The following is an 18,723-nucleotide window of genomic DNA, read 5'->3' on the forward strand; positions in this document are numbered from 1 at the left end:
GGGCGGCTCAGCGCGGCGGGGCGGTACTCTCGCGCACCACGAGCTCGGTGACCAGATCCACCCGGTGCAGCGCGAGTTCGTCGCCGCGGGCCAGCTCGAGCACCATCCGCGCCGCGGTGCCCGCCATGGCGCGCAGGGGCTGGTTCACGGTGGTCAGCGCCGGTTCGGTCCACGCGGTCACCGGCAGGTTGTCGTAGCCGATGATGGACAGTTCGCCCGGCACGTCGAGGCCGAGGCGCCGGGCTGCGCGCAGCACGCCGAGCGCCTGTAAGTCCGAGCCGGCGAAGATCGCGGAGGGGCGGTCGTCCCGGTCCAGCAGCGACAGGCCGTGCTCGTAGCCTGACTCCAGGTAGAAGTTGCCGTGCCGCACGAACGCGGGGTCGACCGGGATGCCCCCCTCCTCGTGCGCGAAGCGGAAGCCGGAGAGCCGGGTGCGCGCACACAGCACGTCTTCGGGGCCTGAGATGATCGCGATCCGCCGGTGGCCGAGTTCGAGCAGGTGGCGGGTGGCGAGCAGGCCGCCGTTCCAGTTGTTGGAGCCGACGGTGGGAACGGAGGCGGTGGTGGCGCTGTCGGTGTCCACGACCACGAATCCGATGCCCTGGCGGCGCAGCTGGTGCTGCTGGGCCACGGTCGGGCTGCAGAGCACGAACAGCACTCCGGCCGGGCGCCGGGTCAAGGTGGCGTCGAGCCAGGACTGCGGCGGGTGGTGGCGCCCGCCGAGCTGGGAGAGCACCACGTCAAGGCCCGCGACCGCGGTCACCGCCTCCACGCCCTGGATGATCTCCATCGCCCAGGCGGAGTCGAGTTCGTGGAAGACCAGGTCGATCCGGCTCGCGCCCTCGGCGCGCGGGCGGGAGCGGCGGCGGTAACTGTGCCGCTCAAGGCTGGCCTCCACCCGGGCCCTGGTCTCGGGCGAGACGTCGGCGCGGCCGTTGAGCACCTTCGAGACGGTCGTGACCGAAACGCCCACCTCGTCGGCGATCGTCGCGATCGTCGTCGAAACGGGGCCTTCGTCAGCTTGCGCCTGCACGGTCATCGAAATCTCACCTATATTTCGCAAAACTTTCGGGGACCACACCGGGCACGCCTCGGTCCAGGGCCGAGCATAGATGAAAGCATTCGGGCTTGCCTAGCTGGTCCAGGCCCTGGCCTCGTGCCGAGCATTGCCTTTACCAGCACCGAAACGATCGGTTCCTGAGAGTCTTGACACGGCCGTCGGAGCCGCCTAGGTTACCGCAACACATCCCGATGAATTTCGGAAACTTTCGAACGACCATCGAACTGCCTTCGAACAACCGTCGACAGCGGAGCCCTGCGTTCCGCCGCTTCCGGGTGTCGTCGACGTCAGCGCAGCGAAAGGACGGCATGACCAGTCAGATGTCCGTGGAGGCGGACACGTCCGGCGGCGACGCGCCCTGGCGCGATCGCGCGCTCTCGCCCGAGGAACGCGCAGACGCGCTGATCCCGCGGATGACCCTGGACGAGAAGATCGCCCAGCTGTTCGGGGTCTGGGTCGGCGCGGACGCCTCCGGTGGCGGGGTGGCGCCGCTCCAGTCCGAGATGAAGGACGCGGCGCCCTGGGACGAGGTGATCCGGCACGGCCTCGGCCAGCTCACCCGGCCCTTCGGCACCGCACCGATCGACCCGGCGGCCGGCGCCCGCTCACTCGCCGTCTCCCAGGCCCAGATCGCCGCGGCCAGCCGGTTCGGCATCCCGGCCCAGGTGCACGAGGAGTGCCTCACCGGCTTCGCCACCTGGGGCGCGACCGCGTACCCGGCGCCGCTGGCCTGGGGCGCCGCCTTCGACCCCGAACTCGTGGCCGAGATGGCCGAGCGCATCGGGCGGTCCATGCGCTCGGTCGGCGTGCACCAGGGCCTCGCCCCGGTGCTCGACGTGACCCGCGACTACCGCTGGGGCCGCACCGAGGAGACCATCGGCGAGGACCCGTACCTGGTCGGCCTGGTCGGCGCGGCCTATGTCAGGGGCCTGGAGAAGTCCGGGATCGTGGCCACCCTCAAGCACTTCTCCGGCTACTCCGCCTCCCGCGGCGGACGCAACCTCGCCCCGGTGGCCGTGGGCCGGCGCGAGCTGGCCGACGTGCTGCTGCCCCCGTTCGAGGCCGCGCTGCGCCTGGGCGGCGCCCGCTCGGTGATGAACTCCTACGCCGAGATCGACGGCGTGCCGGTCGCCGCGGACGAGGACCTGCTCACCCGGCTGCTGCGGGAGGACTGGGAGTTCACCGGGACGCTGGTCTCCGACTACTTCTCGGTGCGCTTCCTCGAGACCCTGCACGGCGTGGCCGACGGCGCGGCCGAGGCCGCCGGGCTCGCCCTGAAGGCCGGCATCGACGTGGAACTGCCCACCGTCGACACTTTCGGAGCGCCGCTCGTGGACGCGGTGCGGGCCGGCACGGTGGACGAGGCGCTGATCGACCGGGCGCTGCGCCGGGTGCTGGTGCAGAAGGCCGAACTCGGCCTGCTCGACCCGGACTGGCAGCCGCTGCCCCCGGACGTGGACGCGGTGAACCTGGACCGGGACGAGGACCGCGAGATCGCGCTGCGCCTGGCCCGCGAGTCCGTCACGGTGCTGCGCAACGACGACGGGCTGCTGCCGCTGCGCCCCGGCCTGCGGGTCGCGCTCGTCGGCCCGGTCGCGGACGACCCGATGGCGATGCTCGGCTGCTACTCCTTCCCCGCGCATGTGAGCGCTCACGCGGGTCACGGCCTCGGGCTGGAGATCCCGTCGCTGCGCGAGGCGCTGGCCGAGTTCGTGCCCGACCTCGCCCACGAGCCCGGATGCACCGTGGACGGCCCGGAGACCGACGGCTTCGCCGCCGCGGTCGCCGCCGCCGCCTCGCACGACGTGTGCGTGTTGGCCGTCGGGGACCGGGCCGGACTGTTCGGCCGCGGCACCTCCGGCGAGGGCTGCGACGCCGCCGACCTGACCCTGCCGGGCGTGCAGGCGCAGCTGGTGCAGGCGATCGTGGCCACCGGCACGCCGGTGGTGCTGGTGCTGCTGGCCGGCCGTCCCTACGCCCTGGGCCCCGAGGTGGACGGCGTGGCCGGCATCGTCTACGCGTTCTTCGCCGGACAGCGCGGCGGCCAGGCCGTGGCCGAGGTGCTCACCGGAGCCGTCGAGCCGTCAGGCCGGCTGCCGGTCAGCGTTCCCCGGGACGCCGGCGGCCTGCCCGCCACCTATCTCGCCCCGATCCTGGGCCGCCGCTCCGAGGTCTCCTCGGTCGACCCGACCCCGGCCTACCCCTTCGGCCACGGCCTGAGCTACACCACGTTCGCGTGGACCGACGCGGCCGTGCTCGGCACCGACGTCACCGCCGTCTCCGCGCACGGCGCCGGGGCCGAGGCCGAAAGTGTCGGGCGGCGGGCCGACTGGCCGGTGGACGGCGAGGTCGAGGTCCGGATCCGGGTGGCCAACACCGGATCGCGGCCCGGCACCGAGGTGGTCCAGCTCTACCTGCACGACCCGGTCGCGCAGACCACCCGCCCGGTGGTGCGGCTGCTCGGCTTCACCCGCGTCCCGCTCGAGCCCGGCGAACAGGCCGAGGTGACCTTCGCGGTCCCGGCCGACCTGGCCTCGTTCACCGGCGTGCGCGGCACCCGGATCGTCGAGCCCGGCGCCGTGGAGCTGCGCTTCGGCCGCTCCAGCGGGCACGACGCGGCGGTGCTGCCGCTGCGGCTGACCGGCCCGGTCCGCGAGGTCGGCCACCACAGGCACCTGATGTCCCGGGTCCGGATCGAAAGTGCGGGAGCGCTGTCGCATACGACGAAGGAGGCGGCAGGGTGAGCAGTACCCAGCCCCTAGGGGCTGCGACCGCGGCGGGCTCCCGGCCCGCCCGCCGCCTGCGCCGGCGCACCTGGCGCCAGGCGCTGCGCCGGGACTGGCGGCTGTACTCGCTGGCGGTGGCGCCGCTGGCGTTCTTCGCCGTCTTCCGCTACGTCCCGATGCTCGGCAACGTCATCGCCTTCCGCTGGTACCAGCCCGGCGGGAACCTGTTCGGGGAATACTGGGTCGGCTTCTACTACTTCCAGGAGTTCTGGTCCGACCCGAGCTTCTGGCACGTGTTCACCAACACGCTGGTCCTCGGCCTGCTCTCGCTGCTTTTCACCTTCCCGGCGCCGGTCATCCTTGCGCTGCTGCTCAACGAGGTGCGCTCGAGCCGGTTCAAGCGGATCGTGCAGTCGATCTCGTACCTGCCGCACTTCCTGTCGGTCGTCGTGGTCGCGGGCATCATCATCCAGCTGACCTCGACCACCGGTCCGATCGACCAGATGCTCGGCCACCTCGGCCACGCCCCGATCGACTTCCTGCAGCAGCCGGGCTGGTTCCGCCAGATCTACGTCTCCTCCGAGGTCTGGCAGACCGCGGGCTGGGGCACGATCCTCTACCTCGCCGCGCTGACCACGATCGACAGCCAGCTCTACGAGCAGGCCAGGATCGACGGGGCCAACCGGTGGAAGCAGACCTGGCACGTGACCCTGCCCGGCATCCGCCCGACCATGGTCACGCTGCTGATCCTGAACATCGGCACCTTCATGGCGGTCGGCTTCGAGAAGATCCTGCTGATCTACAATCCCCTGACGTACTCGACCGGCGACGTCATCTCCACCTACCTCTACCGGGTCGGCGTGCAGTCCGGCAGCTTCAGCTACGCCGCCGCGATCGGCCTGTTCGAGTCGCTGATCGGCCTGATCCTGGTGGTCTCGGCCAACTTCATCTCGCGTCGAGTGGTGGGGACGAGCCTGTGGTAGCCGTGTCGGAGACCGGGGTCGCGCCGGTCGGCGCGCCGGTGGTGCGCAGGAGGATCCAGACCAGCCGGGGCTACCGCGTCTTCCAGGTCGTCAACGCGCTGATCCTGACCGCCGTGATGGTGATCACCCTCTACCCCTTCATCAACCTGCTGGCCCAGTCCTTCAGCGCGCAGGGCGCGATCGCGGCCGGCCGGGTGAACCTGATCCCCAAGGGCTTCAACCTCACCACCTACAAGACGGTGATGGCGGACCCGACCTTCTGGGAGAACTACCGCAACACGGTGGTCTACACCGTCGTCGCCACCCTCATCGCGATGGTGCTGACCACCTGCTACGCCTACGTGCTGTCCAAGAAGAACGTCAAGGGCCGCGGATTCCTGATCGGCATCGCGGTGTTCACGATGTTCTTCAACGGCGGCCTGATCCCAAACTACGTCCTGGTCAACGACCTCGGGCTGCGCAACTCGATCTGGGCGATCGTGCTGCCCAACGCCATCAGCGTGTTCAACCTGCTGGTGATGAAGGCGTTCTTCGAATCGCTCCCGGGCGAACTCGAGGAGGCCGCCATGGTCGACGGCCTGAACACCTACGGGATCCTCTGGCGGATCGTGCTGCCGCTGTCCAAGGCGGTGCTGGCCACGATGGTGCTCTTCTACGCCGTGACCTTCTGGAACTCGTGGTTCTCCGCGTTCCTCTACATGGACAACAACAGCATGTTCCCGGTCACGGTCTACCTGCGCAACCTCATCGCCGGCGCCACCGGCGGGACCGACCAGAGCGCCTCGGGTGACACCGCGCTCCAGGTCGCGGCCAACATCCAGGCCGTGACGATCGTGCTCACCGTCATCCCCATCCTGAGCATCTACCCGTTCATCCAGCGCTACTTCGTCTCCGGCGTGATGCTCGGCGCGGTCAAGGGCTGACGGCGCCGCTCGCAGCATCCGTACTACGCACACCATCGCAGCACCCACACCACCACCAGCGATGCGCACTCTCGCACCACGGACAAAGGAGTTCCCGTGAACAGCTTCTCCCGCCGACGGTTCCTCGGCGTGCTCGGCGGCGGTATCGCCGTCGCGGCTCTGGCCGGCTGCTCCACCCACCAGCCCGGCGGCGCCTCCAGCGGCAGCTCGGGCGCAGGCGACCTGTCCTCCAACAAGGTCGGCGCCATGGACGCCTTCGCGGCCGACGCGCAGTTCAAGGCCACCGCGCCGCTCGACTTCGGCATGATGATGTTGAACAACCCCAACTACCCGTACAAGGCGAACTGGGAGTTCTTCACCGATCTGAAGCAGATGACGAACGTCTCGGTCAGCGCGACGACCATCCCGCAGAGCGACTACCCCACCAAGGTCGGCGTCATGGTCGGCGCGGGCGACGCGCCCGCGATCATCCCGAAGACCTACCACCCGGCGGAGCAGGCCTACATCTCCAGCGGGGCGATCCTGGCGGTGAGCGACTACCTCGACCTGATGCCGAACCTGACCGCCACGGTGCAGAACTGGAACCTCGACTCGGACCTCGACACGCTGCGCGGCCCCGACGGCAAGTTCTACCTGCTGCCCGGCCTGCACGAGAACGTGTGGGTGGACTACTCGATCGCGGTGCGCTCGGACATCCTGCAGAAGCACGGCATCGACGTCCCCGGGACCTGGGACGAGTTCACCACCATGCTCCAGGCGCTCAAGACCGCGTACCCGAGCCTGTACCCGTTCTCGGACCGCTGGTCCTCCACCCAGCCCGGACCCGGCGCGAACAGCCTGCTGGCCACCCTCGGAAACGCCTACAACACCCACGCGGGCTGGAACTATCAGCACCAAACCTGGGATGCCTCGCAGGGCCAGTTCGTCTACACCGGCGCGACCGACGACTACAAGGCGATGGTCACGCTGCTCAACAGCTGGGTCAACCAGAAGCTGCTCGACCCGGCCAGCTTCACCCAGTCCGACGCGCAGGCCGAGCAGAAGTTCGCCGACAGCCAGTCCTTCGTCATCAGCGCCAACGCGCAGGAGGTGGTCAACACCTACGAGAAGGACCTGACCGGCGTCGCGGGCGCGACCGTGCTGAAGATCCCGGTGCCGATCGGCCCCGCGGGCGCGGTCAACATCGGCTCGCGGATCGAGTGCGGCGTGATGATCTCCTCCTCGGCGCGCAAGAGCCCGAACTTCGTCGCGATGATGCAGTTCCTCGACTGGCTGTACTACTCCGAGGCCGGAAAGATGTACGCCAAGTGGGGCGTGCAGGGCCAGACCTACACCGGCAGCGTCGACGACGGCACCTTCAAGCTCGCGCCCGACGTCAACTGGGGCGGGCTGAACCCGAGCGGCACCAAGCAGCTCAACGTCGACTACGGGTTCTTCAACGGCGTGTTCGCCTACGGCGGCAGCTCCAACCTGCTCAACTCGCAGTTCCCGCCGGCCGAGCAGGTCTTCCAGAAGGTCATGAACCAGCGCAAGACGCTGCCGCTGGACCCGCCGGCCCCGTTCGACGACCAGCAGCAGCAGCAGACCACGCTGTGGGCCACCGCGCTGCTGGACTCGGTGAACCAGAACACCCTGAAGTTCATCCTCGGCCAGCGGCCGCTGAGCGAGTGGGACCAGTACGTCTCCGAGCTCGGGGGACTGAACTCGAAGCAGTACATCGACGCCGTGAACCAGGCCTACCAGACCTACAAGAAGGCCCACGGCTAGGGAGTGTCTTCAAAGGGGCGTCGCGGCCCCGGCGAAACTTTGAAGACACGACCCAGGCCCGTGGCCCCGGCCGCCGCCCGCACGCGGCGGCCGGGGCGGGGCGGGTTGGGATGCGCCGGATTCGTGCGATGTCACGAATCCGGCGCGTCAACGCACTCAGAATTGACACGAAGAAACAGATCAGCGGAGGAACAGCCGTGCCGAGCCCCATCATCGTCCCGGACCGAGCCGTCGGCCGGCTCTCCGACGCCTGGCGCCAGTGCGTCGGCACCGGCAGATTCGAGCTCGCGCTGCGGCGCGACTACCAGGACTCGCTGGCGCTGATCCAGCGGGAGATCGGCTTCCGGCACATCCGGGGCCACGGCCTGTTCGCCGAGGGCGTCGGCGTGCACCAGCCGTACACGTATCAGGGCCAGAACCACACCCGCTACGCCTTCGGCTACGTGGACCAGATCCTCGACGCCTACCTCGAGCTCGGCATCGAGCCCTTCCTCGAACTCGGCTTCATGCCGAAGGCCCTCGCCTCGGGCGAGCAGACCGTGTTCTGGTGGCACGGCAACGTCACCCCGCCGAACTCGCTGGCCGAGTGGGCCGACCTGGTCAAGGCCACGCTGCGGCACCTGATCGAGCGCTACGGCCTCGAGGTGGTGCGGCGCTGGCCGATCGAGGTGTGGAACGAGCCGAACCTGACCCAGTTCTGGCAGGACGCCGACGAGGGCGCCTACCACCGGCTGTACGAGGCCACCGCGTTCGCGGTCAAGGAGGTGGACGCAGAACTCCAGGTCGGCGGCCCCGCGATCTCGCCCGGGGCGGACCACTGGCTGCGGCCCTTCGCCGAGTTCACCGGGCTGCGCACCATCCCGGTCGACTTCGTGAGCAAGCACGCGTACACCACCGGACCGGCCCAGCACGTGCCCTTCGGCGTCTACCAGACCCTGGCGCCCGCCCGGAGCCTGCTCGAGCAGTTCGCCACCCCGCGCGAGCTGCTGCGCGGGACCTCCCTCGACGGCCTGCCCGTGCACATCACCGAGTTCAACTCCTCCTACCGCCCGGACAACCCGATCCACGACACCGCGTTCCACGCCGCCTACCTCGCGCCGGTGCTGGCCGAGGGGGGCGAGCACGTCGAGTCCTTCTCGTACTGGACCTTCAGCGACATGTTCGAGGAGATCGGGGTCCCGACGGCGCTGTTCCACGGCGGCTTCGGCCTGCTGACGCACCGCCAGGTCAAGAAGCCCACCTACCACCTCTACACCTTCCTGGCCCGGATGGGCCCCGAGGTGCTCGCCCGCGGCGAGGACCACCTCGTCACCCGCGACGCCGAGGGCCGGATCACGGTCCTGGCCTGGGCGCCGGTGGACGAGACCGGCCGCGAGCCCGCGCCGGCCGGCCACACCGTGCGCCTCTCGCTGCCCGTCGGCCCGGCCCGCACCGCGTTCGTGCTGCGCACCAGCGTGAGCGAGGGGGCCGGCAACGTCTGGGCCGCCTGGGGCGAGATGGGCCGCCCGGCCGCGCCGAGCAGCCGTCAGCTCGACGCCCTGCACGAGAGCTCCGAGCCCTCCCGCCGCCACCTGAGCCTGCCGGTCGAGGCCGGCCGCGCCGAGCTCACCCTCACCCTGGACCAGCACGAGGTCACCCTGGTCGAGATCGCCGCCGTGCGCGACGAGACCCCGCCGTGGCTCGACGACCGCCGGCTGTTCGGCTACGCGAACCCGGAGTCCGAGACGGAGCCGGCGTCGGAGTCCACACCCGCGAGCGAAACGGAGGAGAACCGATGAGCTTTCAGATCCACGCACCGAGCGCGATCGGATCGCGATCCGGGTCCGGGTCCGCCGGGTCCGCCGGGTCCGAGGAGGTCGGCGAGGGCGCGCTGGCCCGCATCACCTCGGCGATCTACAGCCTGCTGACGGTGGACGTGCTGCTGCTGCTGGCCGTGCTGCCTGGCCTGGTCCCGCTCGTCCTGCTCGCCCGCGACGCCGCCGACGCGCCGCTGGCGGTGGCCTGCCTGATCCCGGTCGGCCCGGCCGTCTCCGCCGCCCTGTTCGCGCTGCGCCGGCACCGCGGCGACCCGGCGGACCTGCGCCCGGCCGCCGAGTTCGCCCGCGGCTACCGGCTCAACGCCGCGGGCGTGCTCAAGCTCTGGCTGCCCTACCTGGCCGTGCTCTCCGTGATGGCGGTGGACCTCGCACACGTCAGGTCCTCCGGCGTGCCCACCTGGTGGGCCGCGATCGTGGTGGTGTTCGCCGTCGCCGCGACGCTGTGGATGGCCAACGCGCTGGTGATCACCTCGCTCTTCTCCTTCCGCACCCGCGACGCGGCGCGGCTGGCCGCGTACTTCCTCGGCGCCACCCGTTCCGTCGCGCTCGGCAACCTCTGTCTGCTGATCGTGGCCGTCGGCGTGGTCGACATCGCCTCCGAGGCCGTCCTGGCGCTGTTCGGGGTCTGCTTCGCCGCCGCCCTGCTGCGCACCGCCCAGCCGATGATCGCCCGGGTCACGAAGGAGTTCACCGCATGACCCTGCCGGAGAGCACGAAGATCCGCTACGGCGGCGACTACAACCCGGAGCAGTGGCCGCAGGAGGTCTGGACCCGCGACTACGAGCTGTTCGACCTGGCCCGGATCGACACCGTCACGCTCGGGGTGTTCGACTGGGCCCTGACCCAGCCCGCGCCCGACGTCTACGACTTCGACCTGCTCGACCAGATCGTGGCCAGGGCCGAGGCCGAGGGCCGCGGCATCTGCCTGGCCACCGGCACCGGCGCGCTCCCGCCCTGGCTGGCCAGACTGCACCCCGAGGTCAACCGCACCGACTTCGAGGGCCGCCGCCACCGCTACGGCCAGCGCCACAACGCCTGCCCGAGCTCGCCGGCCTTCCAGCAGTACTCGGCCGCCCTCGCCCGCCAGGTGGCCCGCCGCTACGCCCGCAGCGAGGCCGTCGTCGCCTGGCACATCGGCAACGAGTACGGCGGCGCCTGCTACTGCGAGCTGTGCGCCGCGGGCTTCCGCGACTGGCTCCGCAAGCGCTACGGCGCCCTGGAGCGGCTCAACGAGGCCTGGTACACCACCTTCTGGTCGCACCGGTTCACCGACTGGAGCGAGATCGAGCCGCCGTCCGCCCTGACCGAGCACTGGCGCGGCCCGGAGCACACCGCGTTCCAGGGCATCACGCTCGACTACCGGCGGTTCATGTCCGAGGCGATGCTGGCCGACTTCGTCGCGGAGAAGGCGGCGATCCGCGAGTCGAGCCCGGACGTCCCGGTCACCACCAATTTCATGGGCATGTACCAGCCGATCGACTACCACCGCTGGTCGGCGCACCTGGACTTCGCGTCCTGGGACAACTACCCGCCCGACGACACCTCCCAGGCCCGGATGGCGCTCACCCACGACCTGATGCGCGGGCTGAAGGACGGTCAGCCGTTCTGGCTGATGGAGCAGACCCCGTCCACCACAGCCTCCCGCGACGTCAACCCGCTCAAGCGGCCCGGCCTGCTCGGCCTGTGGAGCTGGCAGGCGGTGGCCCACGGCGCGGACGCGGTCCTCTACTTCCAGTTGCGCGCCTCGCGCGGCGCGTGCGAGAAGTACCACGGCGCCCTCATCGGCCACGGCGACCGCTCCGACACCCGGGTCTTCGGCGAGGCGGCCGAACTCGGCGCCGAACTCGAGCGGCTCGGCGGCGCCTCGCTCGGCGCCAGGACCCCGGCCCGGGTGGCGCTGCTGTTCGACTGGGACAGCTGGTGGGCGCTGGAGATGACCGACGGCCTTTCCCGCCTGCTGCGCTACCAACAGCTCGTCATCTCCTACTACACGGCCTTGTGGGACGCGGGCGTGGACGTGGACGTGGTGCCGGTCACCGCCGCGCTCGACCCGTACGACGTGGTGCTCGCGCCCGCCCTGCACATGGTCAAGGGCGATCTGGCGCAGCGGCTCGAAGCCGTGGCCGCACGCGGCGGTTCGGTCGTCACGACCTTCCTGTCCGGCCGCGTCGACGAGGACGACAACGCCTTCCTCGCCGACGTCCCCGGCCCGCTCGGCCCGCTCATGGGCGTGCGCGTGGACGAGTGGGACGCGCGCGAGCCGGGCTTCGTCAACCCCGTGCGACTCGGTGCGCCCGGCGAGAAGCCGGTGGTGTCCTCGGCCACCTTGTTCTTCGAACTCGTCATCCCGCAGGGTGCCCAAGCCGTCGGCGTCTACCAGCAGGACTTCTACGCCGGCACCCCCGCCGTCACCCGCAACGCGTTCGGCGAGGGCGAAGGCTGGTACGTCGCCGCAGGCCTCGACCAGCCCGGCATCTCCTGGGTCGTTCGCGAGGTGCTGCGCCGCCACTCGATCGAACTGCGCTACCCCGACGTCCCCGACCTGGAGACCGCCGAACGCGTCGCGCCCGACGGCACCCGCCTGCTGTTCCTCCTCAACCACCAGGCCACCGCGCTCGACGTCGAAGCCCAGCACAGCGGCAGCGACCTGCTGACCGGCGCGCAGATCGAGAAGGGAGACCGGATCCGCTTCGAACCGCGCGGTGTCATGGTGCTGCGACTGCCTCGCGCGTCCGCGGCGGCCGTTAGCCTCTGATCCCATGACTTCCCGGTTCGATCACCACCTCGCCGAGATACGCGACGCCATGCAGCAGGTAGCGGCAGGCGCTTCTTCGACGGTCTCCGTCGTCTACGCCCTGACACGGAAGGCCTGAGCGTCGCGGAGTCCACCGCGCTGGTCGAGCGGATCGCGCCGATGCTGCCCGGACTGGCGGGCACGTACGCCAAACTGGCCGTCGTCGCCGGCGCCCTGGTCGAACAGGGCGCCAGCCCGATGGCCCTGGCCGAAGTCCTCCCCGAGCGCGTGCTCGTGACCCTGGCGAGCCACCTGGCGCTCGAACGGATCTGGGATCAGACCACGCAGGACCGCCCGCTTCCCGCGTTCGAGCCGCCTTTGGACCAGGCGGTGATGCGCGAGATCGAACCGGCCGAAGCCGCCCACTGGCTCTCCCGCGTCGCCCCCGCTCGGGAAACCGACATCATGGCCGGCAGCAGTAGCCGCTGAGCGGGCGGATCCGCTGAGCCACAGGTGTCGGTGGGGTCCGGTTGGATGTCACCCGTGACAGTTCACGACCTGATAGCCGCGTTGCCCGAGCCGGACGTGCTGGCCGCCCGCTGCCGAGCGTTCGCGGTGCTGGACGCCGTGTTCGATTCCGGATATCCGACGTACAGCCACACCGCCGAGTGGGCCCCGAAGGTGGCCTTGGCCGAGATGAGCAACGGCAGCGGAGACCTCTACGCCATCGTGTTCGAGCCCGCCGGAGTCTTCCTCTACGGGTTCGACCACGAATCGGAAGCCACGCCGTGGCGTGACGACGACCGTGAGCACTGGCCCGGCCTGCTCGAGGGCGTCCCGGACTCGCTGGTGCGATGGACTCGGGAACCGGCCTTCCTGTTCGCGGGCTTCTTCGACGCGACCGTGTGCGCCTGGCGCGAGACCGATGACACGCAATGGCGCTGTGGCCCGGTCGAGTTCGATGAGGCGAGCAGGGATCCGGACGGTGCAGATCATCTCTTCGGAACCCTGGTCGCCGGCACCGCCACCGCGTACGCCGACTACGCGCGTGACTACTTCGAGTGCGACATCGACGTCGACGCCGTGGCGACGATCCTCGACGGCCGCCCGCTCACCGCCGCGGTGGTTGCCGCACTCAATCCCGACGCGGCGTTCACCGAGGTCGCCAAGGCCGCGATCGCGGCGGGATATCCGGTGGAGGCAGCGGGATATCCGGCAGAGCCCGAGGTCCGGTCATGAGCGTGCTGCACGACTACTTCCGGGCACCGGACCCGAGCACCGCGATCGACTGGGCCGTCGGGCCCGGCGGTGACTGGCATCAACACGGCGGGTTGGACGACTACGGTGCCGACTGGATCGATGCGAAGAACCTTGATCCCTTCGTGGTCCTCGGGCAGCTGATCGCGTTCGCCCGCGCGGTCCCGTTCGACGCCCGCTCGACCAGCACCGCCCTTCTCTGGCCGGACGAGCAGGCGTGGCCGTACGGCGTGCAACGTCCCGGCCGGGAATCGCCCTGGGACGAGGGCCTGACCCTCGTACGGCTCCCCGAGGAGTGGGTGACCGCGCTCGCCGAGATCAGCGACGAGCAGATGCCTCGGCTCGCTCTGCGCTGGAAGGACATCGAAGAGATCAGATTCGCCGAAGCCGCCGACGCCGAAGGCTACATCGAGGTGTTCCGCGCGCTGGCCCGCCGTGCACGCGATCACGGCCAGGGCCTGTACTGCAAATCCGTCGTCTGAGCCCGTGCGTCCTCGGCAACGGCAGATCAATGCCGCGGAGCCGCTGCGGTGTCGGCGAAGGCCGCGAGGAGGGTGTACGTGGCCTGCGGGTCCTCGAACATCGGTGTGTGGCCGACGCCGGGCAACGGCTCCACGTGGACGCCGGGGACGGCCCGGTAATCGGGGATGGCCGAGGAGGAGCGCCAGCGCTTGTCCTCGGTGCCGAAGATCACCAGGATGGGCAGGTCGAGGCCGGCGAGGCGGGCGGGGATCGTGCGCTGTTCGAGGTAGGCGATGGCCGCTTGGGCGCTGCCGGCCAGGGCGGCGTGCGTCATTGCCTTCGCGCTGTGGGCCAGGGTCGGCGGGAGCTCGACTGGGCGGGTGAACGCGCTGCTCAGGCTTTTGCGGACGATGGTGCCGGAGAGCAGTCGCCATAGCAGCCGTCCGGGGACGGGGGCGAACAGGAGTCGGCTGAGCGGTCTGTCGGAGGTGTCGGCGTCCAGGCTGGGGCCGGTGTCGACGAGCGCGAGCGCGCCGGTCCGCGCGGGCGACTGCTCGGCGAACGCCGTGGCGACGCTGCCGCCGGTCGAGTGGCCGACCACGACCGCCACCCGCTCGATCGCCAGCCGGTCGAGGGCGGCTGCGATCAGGCGGGCTTGGGCGGCGATCTCGTACGGGCTCGGGCCGGCGCCGGAATCGCCGCCGGCCGGGGGCGTCGTGCTGCCGTGGCCGAGCAGGTCCACCCGGACCACGCGGTAGGTCTCGGCCAGGCGCGGGATGACCGGCTCCCACCAGTCCGTGGACGCGCCGAGGCCGTGGATCAGCAACAGCGTCGGCGCGCCCGCCACCCCGTCCTGCACCACGTGCATCGCCACGTCGCCGAGTTGTACGTGCTCTTCCATCGGGTCCTCCTGCCGGGGCCTGTCAGAGTGCTTCCACTCGGTTAGCCTGGCAGTATGACGCCCGCCGCACTTCCAGAAACGTGCGATGCCGAGCCGCGGGCCCTGGCCTGGATCCGCCCCGGCCAGGTCGGCTACGTCGGTCCCGACCTCGGCGCCGACCTGCACGCCGCCTCCGTCGCGGTCCTGACGGTCGGCCTCGACGCGCCCTTCACCGTGCAGACCGGGTCGCGCGGTTCGATCATCACCCGCAGCTTCTACGCCCCGGCCCGCATACCGCACCGCGTCGTCGCGCCCGCGGGCGGGCGGATCCTGTTGCTGTTCAACGACTCCGCCGACGCTCCGGCCGACCGGCTGGCCGCGTCGATGCGCCGGCGCCTCGGGCCGTACGGCCTCGACCACGCGCGGGAAGCGGCCTTGATCGAGGCGTGCGCGGACGGCGGGGACCCGGGGGAGTTGCGCGCTCTGCTCGCCTCCGCCTCGGATCCCACATCCGCCTCCGGTGAGCGATGGATGCACCGCCACACCGACGGCCGCACCGACCGCCGCATCGAACGTCTCGTCGCCGAGATCCGCGCCGACCCGGCCCAGCCCCGGCGCGCCGCGCAGAGCGCGCAGGCGCTGGGCCTTGACCGGTCCCACTTCCTGCATCTGTTCGCCCGGCAGACCGGTACCAGCTTCCGCCGCTACCGCCAGTGGTGCCGGGTCCTGCACGTCGTGCGCGGCATCACCGCCGGGCACGACCTCACCCGCTGCGCCGCCGATGCCGGGTTCTCCTCGCCCTCGCACCTGAGCGACACGTTCCGCCAGGCGCTCGGCACCACCGCGACCACGGTGTTCCACTCCGGTGTCCGCTTCGACTTGGAGGACTGACACGGCCACGGCCCGGAAGCCTCAGTGGATGATGCGCCGGTGCGCGTCGGGGACGCCGGACTTGCGGTAGAAGTAGGCGTTGATCTGGTCGCGCCACTCCTCGGCACAGCGCACCTGCTCGTCGAGGCGTTCGTCCACGCGCTCGCGCAGGTCCGCCGGGACGAGGTCGAGGTCCGCGACGGCGTGCCAGTGCTCGCGGATGGCGTGTGCCTGCTCGGCCCCGGCGAAGTGCGTGTCGTAGATGTGCTGGACGACGCTCTCGCCGCTGTGCAGCCGGTGGCCGTAGGACACGTGGTGGAAGAACAGCAGCAGTTCGTCCGGGCACTGGTCCAGCGCTTCGTAGACCTCCGACCACGGCTTCGGGTACTGCGAGGCGAATCCGGTGCCGGTGGCCGAGGTGCGGTCCACGCCGATGCCCTCGCGGTCGGCGAAGTGGTAGGTGCCCCAGGGGGTGTATTCGTACCCGTCGACGTCCGGGCCGTAGTGGTGGTTGGGCCGGACCATGAAGCCGACGCCGAGGGGCGCGGTGTAGTTCTCGTAGGTCTGCCAGGACTCGTCCATCATCGCGTGCAGCGCGGCGCGCAGCCGGGCCGGGCCCGCGGGATCCGGGTCGTCCTCGCCGTCGCCGGGGAAGGTCAGGCCGATCCACTCGTCCAGGATCGCGGCCGGCTCGGCTGCCGGGTTCCAGGCCAGCCGGCCGAAGGCGTAGAGGTTCGCCTGGGCCAGCGGGTGCCCGGTCCAGAACCGGTCGTCGCCGACGTTCGAGACCACGACCAGGCCGCCGCCGTCCCCGTCCGGATACCCGTCCCGGCTCTGGCCCCGGGCCACGTCCGCGACGCTCGCGCCCGCCTCGCCCCACGGCCGGAAGCCGAGCACCTCGCTCCACTGCGGCGCGAGGTAGCACACGTGCCGCTGCTGGCCGGTGTACTCCTGGGTCGCCTGCACCTCGACCGCGAGGCGGGTGCGCGGCATCGCCGCGATCACCGGAGAGACCGGCTCGCGCGTCTGGAAGTCCATCGGGCCGTGCTTGACCTGCAGGATCGCATTGTCGCGGAAGGCGCCGTCGAGCGGGGCGAAGTGGTCGTGGGCGGCGCGGGCGCGGTCGGTGGAGCGGTCGCGCCAGTCCTGCCGGTGGTTGTAGACGAACGCCCGCCAGTGCACCACGCCGCCGAACGGGGCGAGGGCGTCGGCCAGCATGTTGGCACCCTCGGCGTGGGTGCGGCCGTACGCGAACGGGCCGGGCTGGCCCTCGGAGTCGGCCTTCACCAGGTAGCCGCCGAAGTCGGGGATGAGCGCGTAGACCTGCTCGGTCGTCTCCGCCCACCACGCGCGCACGGCCGGGTCCAGCGGGTCCGCGGTGGGCAGGGCGCCGAGGCTCAGCGGCGCGGCGAAGTTGACCGACAGGTGCACCCGGATCCCGTACGGGCGGAAGAGTTCCGCGAGCTTGCGCACGTCGTCGAGGCGGTCCGTGAGCAGGTGTGCCTCGGCCTGGTGGACGTTGACGTTGTTGACCGCGACGGCGTTGATCCCGCACGCCGCGAGCAGCCGCGCGTAGGCGCCCACCCGGCTCAGGTCCTCGCGCAGCCGCCCGTCCCGCCAGAAGATCGAGCCGCCCGCGTATCCGCGCTCGACCTGGCCCATGACCGGGTGGACGGCCACGTTGTCCCAGTGGTCTGCCATCCGCCGGCCCAGCGCGGGCCGCTGCGCGCCGACGGGCAGCGCGTCCGTGAACGCCGGGGCGCCGCCGAGCCGCAGGATCTCGAAGAAGCCGTAGAGCAGCCCGGCCGGCCGGTCGGCGCGCACGACGCTCGCCCCGCCGACCCGGGCGAGTTCGAAGCCCTCGTCGCCGAGGCCGCGGTCCGTGGCGGTCAAGGTGAGCACCAGGTCGGCGTCGGCCTCGCCGCCGGCGGACGGTGCGAGCCGGCGTATCGCGGTGCCGCCGAACCGGGCGCAGGCGCGCTCCACCTCGTCCGCGACGGTCTCGACGAGCGGCCCCTCGCCGCACACCAGGACGCGGCGGGAACCGAGGGCCCGCAGGGCTGCGGGCGCCAGCCAGGCCGGGTGGACGTTCGAAAGCTCGGGCGTGGTCAATCTGGCCCCTTATCTGCGCGGTCTGCGGCGGTGAGCCGTGGGCGCCTCGTAATCTACCGAAAATTTGCCCGCATGTTTAGGTCAAATTATCCGAAAGTTTCGAACCTCAGGCCCGTGCGCCACCCGGCCGCCGCCCGCAGGGGCCGAAAAAAGACCTTGCATCCGCCGCCTGGCGTGCTTAGCGTGGTGTGCACACTGAAAGGAGGTGATCCTGAGTTGAGTAGTTTCAGGACGCGTGAGGTGGCTGTCCGCTAGCCGCCCGGCCGACCGTCGTGTTGACCGGCGGTAGGCGAATATCAGACAGACACCCGGCCCGCAGGTTCACCGTTCGTCCACGGTGCCTCTCGGATTCCGGTACGGCGCAGGCCGTGCCCGACCGAGGGGAAGTGACCTGCGGGCTGTCTGCTGTTCCGGCACCCTCCGGGCATCCTCGGGCACCTTCTCGGCGCCGTCTCCCGACGCTGTCCGCAGCCCGGTGCGCACCCTTAGAGTGGGGGAGGCGTCCACCGAGCAAGGAGCGTTTCCCGTGGCTAAGAGCCCTGCGATCGGGCAGCCCGCACCCGACTTCACCCTCCCCGGCGTCGTGCTGGCCGACGGGGCCGCGCAGCGCGGCGAGTTCTCGCTGGCCGCGCAACGCGGCCGCCCGCTCGTGCTGGCCTTCTACCCGGGCGACGAGACGGCCGTGTGCACCAAGCAGCTGTGCTCCTACTCGTCCGGCCTCGACCGCTTCACCGCGCTGGACGCGACGGTCTGGGGGATAAGCCCGCAGACCGTGGAGAGCCACGAGAACTTCGCCCGCCACCACGGCCTCGGCATGCCGCTGCTGGCGGACACCGGGCTCGAGGTCGCCTCGGCCTACGGCATCACCGTCGGCAAGGTGCTGCGCCGCGCGGTCTTCCTGCTCGACGGGGACGGCGTGCTGCGCTGGAAGCACGTCGCGATGCTGGGGCTCACCTTCCAGAGCCTGGACACCATCGCCGAGCAGCTGCGCCGGCTCGAAGTCGGCTAGGTCGTGTCTTCAAAGGTTCGCCGGGGCCGCGACGCCTGCCACGCACGCTCGCGGCGTTGCCGGACCGCTTACAGACGACCGAGTATGCGCACGGCCCGGCGCCTTGCGAGCGCACGCGTCAGA

General features: G+C 70.8%; 15 protein-coding genes. 12 read left to right on the top strand and 3 right to left on the bottom strand.

The window, feature by feature from the left end:
- Positions 1-7: 7 nt before the first annotated feature.
- Complete coding sequence (locus KDL01_RS18875) at positions 8-1,039, bottom strand: LacI family DNA-binding transcriptional regulator (RefSeq protein ID WP_212529840.1); 1,032 nt, start codon at positions 1,037-1,039, stop codon at positions 8-10.
- Positions 1,040-1,368: 329 nt separating this feature from the next.
- On the opposite strand from KDL01_RS18875, the gene KDL01_RS18880 reads away from it, so the two are divergent.
- From KDL01_RS18880 to KDL01_RS18925, 10 genes are all read left to right on the top strand, one after another.
- Positions 1,369-3,804 carry a beta-xylosidase/alpha-l-arabinosidase gene (locus KDL01_RS18880; RefSeq protein ID WP_212529841.1) on the top strand — a complete coding sequence of 812 codons (2,436 nt, stop codon included), beginning with the start codon at positions 1,369-1,371 and terminating at the stop codon, positions 3,802-3,804.
- Positions 3,801-4,769, top strand: a complete 969-nt coding sequence (locus KDL01_RS18885) for an ABC transporter permease (RefSeq protein WP_212529842.1) — start codon at positions 3,801-3,803, stop codon at positions 4,767-4,769. The genes KDL01_RS18880 and KDL01_RS18885 overlap by 4 nt, the downstream gene beginning before the upstream one ends.
- A gap of 2 nt (positions 4,770-4,771) precedes the next feature.
- Positions 4,772-5,692: a carbohydrate ABC transporter permease gene (locus tag KDL01_RS18890; RefSeq protein ID WP_212529843.1), complete on the top strand. Its 921-nt coding sequence runs from the start codon at positions 4,772-4,774 to the stop codon at positions 5,690-5,692.
- A 96-nt stretch (positions 5,693-5,788) separates the two neighbouring features.
- Positions 5,789-7,459 carry an ABC transporter substrate-binding protein gene (locus KDL01_RS18895; protein ID WP_212529844.1) on the top strand — a complete coding sequence of 557 codons (1,671 nt, stop codon included), beginning with the start codon at positions 5,789-5,791 and terminating at the stop codon, positions 7,457-7,459.
- 197 nt (positions 7,460-7,656) lie between these two features.
- Entirely contained in the window at positions 7,657-9,237 is a 1,581-nt protein-coding gene (locus KDL01_RS18900) for a GH39 family glycosyl hydrolase (RefSeq protein WP_212529845.1), read from the top strand.
- Positions 9,234-9,974 (top strand): hypothetical protein, encoded by a 741-nt coding sequence (locus KDL01_RS18905; protein WP_246576643.1) that lies wholly within the window; start codon positions 9,234-9,236, stop codon positions 9,972-9,974. Before KDL01_RS18900 ends, KDL01_RS18905 begins: the two co-directional genes overlap by 4 nt.
- Positions 9,971-12,031: a beta-galactosidase gene (locus tag KDL01_RS18910; RefSeq protein ID WP_212529846.1), complete on the top strand. Its 2,061-nt coding sequence runs from the start codon at positions 9,971-9,973 to the stop codon at positions 12,029-12,031. Before KDL01_RS18905 ends, KDL01_RS18910 begins: the two co-directional genes overlap by 4 nt.
- Positions 12,032-12,190: 159 nt before the next feature.
- Positions 12,191-12,499 (top strand): hypothetical protein, encoded by a 309-nt coding sequence (locus KDL01_RS18915; RefSeq protein ID WP_212529847.1) that lies wholly within the window; start codon positions 12,191-12,193, stop codon positions 12,497-12,499.
- Between the two features lie 45 nt (positions 12,500-12,544).
- Entirely contained in the window at positions 12,545-13,249 is a 705-nt protein-coding gene (locus tag KDL01_RS18920) for a hypothetical protein (protein ID WP_368861603.1), read from the top strand.
- The gene (locus KDL01_RS18925; RefSeq protein ID WP_212529849.1) at positions 13,246-13,749 is read left to right on the top strand and encodes a hypothetical protein; all 504 of its coding nucleotides are present in this window, start codon (positions 13,246-13,248) and stop codon (positions 13,747-13,749) included. The genes KDL01_RS18920 and KDL01_RS18925 overlap by 4 nt, the downstream gene beginning before the upstream one ends.
- Before the next feature lie 26 nt (positions 13,750-13,775).
- Here the strand turns inward: KDL01_RS18925 and KDL01_RS18930 are convergent, their stop codons facing one another.
- Positions 13,776-14,630, bottom strand: a complete 855-nt coding sequence (locus tag KDL01_RS18930; RefSeq protein WP_212529850.1) for an alpha/beta fold hydrolase — start codon at positions 14,628-14,630, stop codon at positions 13,776-13,778.
- Positions 14,631-14,684: 54 nt separating this feature from the next.
- Here KDL01_RS18930 and KDL01_RS18935 point away from each other — a divergent pair, with 54 nt between their 5' ends.
- Complete coding sequence (locus KDL01_RS18935; protein ID WP_212529851.1) at positions 14,685-15,500, top strand: helix-turn-helix domain-containing protein; 816 nt, start codon at positions 14,685-14,687, stop codon at positions 15,498-15,500.
- A gap of 21 nt (positions 15,501-15,521) precedes the next feature.
- On the opposite strand, the gene KDL01_RS18940 is transcribed toward KDL01_RS18935, so the two are convergent.
- Positions 15,522-17,591: an alpha-glucuronidase gene (locus KDL01_RS18940; RefSeq protein ID WP_212529852.1), complete on the bottom strand. Its 2,070-nt coding sequence runs from the start codon at positions 17,589-17,591 to the stop codon at positions 15,522-15,524.
- Positions 17,592-18,117: 526 nt separating this feature from the next.
- On the opposite strand from KDL01_RS18940, the gene KDL01_RS18945 reads away from it, so the two are divergent.
- Positions 18,118-18,600 (top strand): peroxiredoxin, encoded by a 483-nt coding sequence (locus tag KDL01_RS18945; protein ID WP_212529853.1) that lies wholly within the window; start codon positions 18,118-18,120, stop codon positions 18,598-18,600.
- Positions 18,601-18,723 lie beyond the last annotated feature (123 nt).

Source organism: Actinospica durhamensis (assembly GCF_018139695.1).
Classification (GTDB): domain Bacteria; phylum Actinomycetota; class Actinomycetes; order Streptomycetales; family Catenulisporaceae; genus Actinospica; species Actinospica durhamensis.

Coding starts and splice junctions, on each gene's coding strand:
- KDL01_RS18875 (WP_212529840.1), bottom strand. CDS start 1,039: ATGACCGTGCAGGCGCAAGCTGACGAAGGCCCCGTTTCGACGACGATC.
- KDL01_RS18880 (WP_212529841.1), top strand. CDS start 1,369: ATGACCAGTCAGATGTCCGTGGAGGCGGACACGTCCGGCGGCGACGCG.
- KDL01_RS18905 (WP_246576643.1), top strand. CDS start 9,234: ATGAGCTTTCAGATCCACGCACCGAGCGCGATCGGATCGCGATCCGGG.
- KDL01_RS18910 (WP_212529846.1), top strand. CDS start 9,971: ATGACCCTGCCGGAGAGCACGAAGATCCGCTACGGCGGCGACTACAAC.
- KDL01_RS18915 (WP_212529847.1), top strand. CDS start 12,191: ATGCTGCCCGGACTGGCGGGCACGTACGCCAAACTGGCCGTCGTCGCC.
- KDL01_RS18920 (WP_368861603.1), top strand. CDS start 12,545: ATGTCACCCGTGACAGTTCACGACCTGATAGCCGCGTTGCCCGAGCCG.
- KDL01_RS18925 (WP_212529849.1), top strand. CDS start 13,246: ATGAGCGTGCTGCACGACTACTTCCGGGCACCGGACCCGAGCACCGCG.
- KDL01_RS18930 (WP_212529850.1), bottom strand. CDS start 14,630: ATGGAAGAGCACGTACAACTCGGCGACGTGGCGATGCACGTGGTGCAG.
- KDL01_RS18935 (WP_212529851.1), top strand. CDS start 14,685: ATGACGCCCGCCGCACTTCCAGAAACGTGCGATGCCGAGCCGCGGGCC.